Here is a 2,713-nt window from a genome sequence, read left to right as displayed (position 1 = left end):
GACTTGATAAGTATAATGCTAATATTGACAGGATTAACCGTAGTTCGTCTAGATTAACTTATGAATCTAAACGGTCTCTTGATAGAGAAAGTGATTATCTTGAGCAAGAAAGAAGTTCTATTAAATCAGAAGATAGTTATATTGAATCTCTAGAGACAGAATATCAAAAAAATGTTGAATGTCTTAAAGAAGAAAAAGCTACAATTCAAACTCAAATTGACCAGCGTGATGCTAAAAAAGAAGAATATGGACGCCAAAAAAAATTACTTTTAAACAAATTAAAAGAATATAATCTTTTAAAGAAAAATGCTCAGGATGAGAGTAAGTTTTGGTTTGAAGTGATTAAATATTTTAACGACGAATTAAGTGCTCTTGATGACAAAATTGAGCAAAGAATTGAAGAAATTAACCTTCATATTCAAAAAATTAGAAATCCTCTCTCCAAAGACTATCTTGAAAAATTTACTACAATAGAAGATGCGATTGATGAGTTGCAGGAATTAATTAACCGTTGTCTTGATGAAATGGCTGTCTTTGAAAACCAAATTTTCACTTTTAATCAAGAGCTAAATTATTGTATTTTCAAGGTCAATATCAATAAAAGGGTAACCCAAGTTTTACAAAAAACGACAGAACATTATTTTGATGAAACGGGACAATTTGAATATAGATTTAGTCATTACCATTATTTTGGTAAACATGGAATTACTGTTTTATTAGCATTGACAACAATGATATTTTTTGATATCGCTCAAGACTATGATTTTTTTTATAGTGATTTACTCCAAAAAGTAGAAAACTTGGGAAGTTCTCCGGAAAATCCAACAGAAGCTCAAATATATAACTTATTGTCTTGTAATTATAGTTTATTATTTGAACCTGCTTTTGATAACAAAATCAAACAAGCTGTGATGACAAACTAATTAGGAGAAACAGTAATCTTAAACTTATAGAGATATTCACCAGCCACCAGTGGTGTCAAAGATTCAATGGATAGAGAAGCCACAAGATCGTAGTTAACAGACTCATTAGTTTCTACTGTGGATTGGTCTCGATTATCAACTACTTGACCATTTTTGGAGAGTATCTCAATAATTTCCCCATCTGGACTGCCACCTATAGGAAGACCTAAGATGCCATACTCTACCTGACTTGCTTGCTCTAAAAGTTTCCGAGACCGCTGATTCAAGGGAATCAATTCCCCAATACTGACCGTGACGTTAGAATTAAATATTAGGTTACTTCTAGCGGGTTGCTCAACCATAGAAGTCAATCGATTGGCAGAAATTTCTAGGGCACCAATTTCTACGTCAACAAATGAAGCGACTCCCTCCACTCTTCCAAAAAACATAAACTCCTGGTCAGATGTCGCTAACTGGGCACCAGCACCTATAGCACTAGCGGCTATGGCCAAGGCAGTTATCGTAGTAATGACTAGGGATTTTATCAGTTTTTTTGACATGGTAATTTCCTGGGATAACGTTACGGTTTTATATCCGTATAATTCCCCTATTACCATCCGGATTATTCCCAAAGATATAGAAAATTTATAGAAATATTACTTTTTATTAATTACTAGTTATTAGTGCCTGATGGCTCACATATAGCGCTACGCGCAAGTCAGAAGTTAGAAGTCAGAAGTCAGAAGTAAGCTAGACTCACGTTTGCTGAGTTTAGGAATGAGGTACACAATATTTTGTCCCTCTTGCCTATTGCCTATTGCCTATTGCCTATTGCCTCTTGCCTCTTGCCTCTTGCCTCTTGCCTGCTCCCTACTCCCTACTCCCTACTCTCTAAAAAAAATGTTAGATTATTTTAAATAAACCGTTTATTGGTAAAATCTCCGTAGGAAAAATCTGCTCAAGCCGATTCCCACGGAGACAACAAAAAATATAGAGGTTAATTGCATTTACATCAATTTTCCAGCGGGATACGTCGCTGGCGTCTAGCCAATAGTTGACTTTAGTTAGCTGTAGCTGTCACGGTAAACATAAAGGCATAATCACCACCTTCAAGGGGAACAAGTCCCTCGATCATCATGTCAGCTTCAACCTCGAATTCGCTAGGAGGTAAATTTAGTGGTGGTTCTGCAGGTTCTCCCATACTATATTCGATTTCACCAGTTGTTGCACCATCAATCTCAGTAAAAGAAACGCCATAGGTGTAAGTCTCTGCGGTGTCTAAAAGGTTTTGAGATAGGTCATTCGTCGCTATCAAGTCTCCAAGAGAGATAGTTGCTGGAGTATTACAAAACATCAAACCTGTAGCAGCATCATCTGGGTTAACAACAGCTAATACTTCGGGATTAGGGTTTGTTAAAACACCAAGGGATACATCTACAAAAGAACAGGCTCCCTCTACTGTGCCCTCAAATTCAAACTCCTGCTCTATAGGAGCTGCCTGAGCCAAAGCACTGGTAGCAAGAGCAGCAACACCCAAAGCAGTCAAGGCGGAAATAACTAAGGATTTACCGAATTGGTTTCTCATGTCCTTTATCTGGTGGAAATCAACTGTTTGTTTATACTTCTATTGTTTCCTAATTTGCTAACTGGATACATCCGGAAAGATACCGAAGTTTAAAATTCAGTGAACTTGATTACGGTGGATGAAATTACCGGTGATGGGGTGATGGGGTGATCGTTTTTCTAGTAATAAAGTGCGAAAAGAACCCAATCGACAGGTAGACTGACTACTTCAGTACTGCTAGTGCAGC

4 protein-coding genes are annotated in these 2,713 nt (G+C 36.9%); 2 read left to right on the top strand and 2 right to left on the bottom strand.

The annotated features are described in order from the left end of the window. Window positions 1-923: hypothetical protein (locus tag F6K49_RS40040; RefSeq protein ID WP_293106313.1), on the top strand; the 923-nt coding region annotated here is incomplete at its 5' end. On the opposite strand, the gene F6K49_RS40035 is transcribed toward F6K49_RS40040, so the two are convergent. Then, on the bottom strand, window positions 920-1,462 hold the full coding sequence (locus F6K49_RS40035) for a hypothetical protein (protein WP_293106310.1): 543 nt from the start codon (window positions 1,460-1,462) through the stop codon (window positions 920-922). The genes F6K49_RS40040 and F6K49_RS40035 overlap by 4 nt on opposite strands. 217 nt (window positions 1,463-1,679) lie before the next feature. Here F6K49_RS40035 and F6K49_RS40030 point away from each other — a divergent pair, with 217 nt between their 5' ends. Beyond that, a complete protein-coding gene (locus F6K49_RS40030) occupies window positions 1,680-1,823 on the top strand; it encodes a hypothetical protein (RefSeq protein WP_293106307.1) in 144 nt (47 codons plus the stop codon). A gap of 139 nt (window positions 1,824-1,962) precedes the next feature. Here F6K49_RS40030 and F6K49_RS40025 read toward each other — a convergent pair whose 3' ends face one another. Continuing rightward, window positions 1,963-2,487: a hypothetical protein gene (locus F6K49_RS40025; protein WP_293106304.1), complete on the bottom strand. Its 525-nt coding sequence runs from the start codon at window positions 2,485-2,487 to the stop codon at window positions 1,963-1,965. Between the last annotated feature and the right edge of the window lie 226 nt (window positions 2,488-2,713).

This window comes from Moorena sp. SIO3I6 (assembly GCF_010672095.1).
Note: the sequence above shows the minus strand (reverse complement) of the source record. Positions and strands in the feature narration are given on the sequence as shown.

Excerpts from the sequence above, each read along its gene's own strand:
- F6K49_RS40035 (WP_293106310.1), bottom strand. The coding sequence starts at position 1,462 with ATGTCAAAAAAACTGATAAAATCCCTAGTCATTACTACGATAACTGCC.
- F6K49_RS40025 (WP_293106304.1), bottom strand. The coding sequence starts at position 2,487 with ATGAGAAACCAATTCGGTAAATCCTTAGTTATTTCCGCCTTGACTGCT.
- F6K49_RS40030 (WP_293106307.1), top strand. The coding sequence starts at position 1,680 with ATGAGGTACACAATATTTTGTCCCTCTTGCCTATTGCCTATTGCCTAT.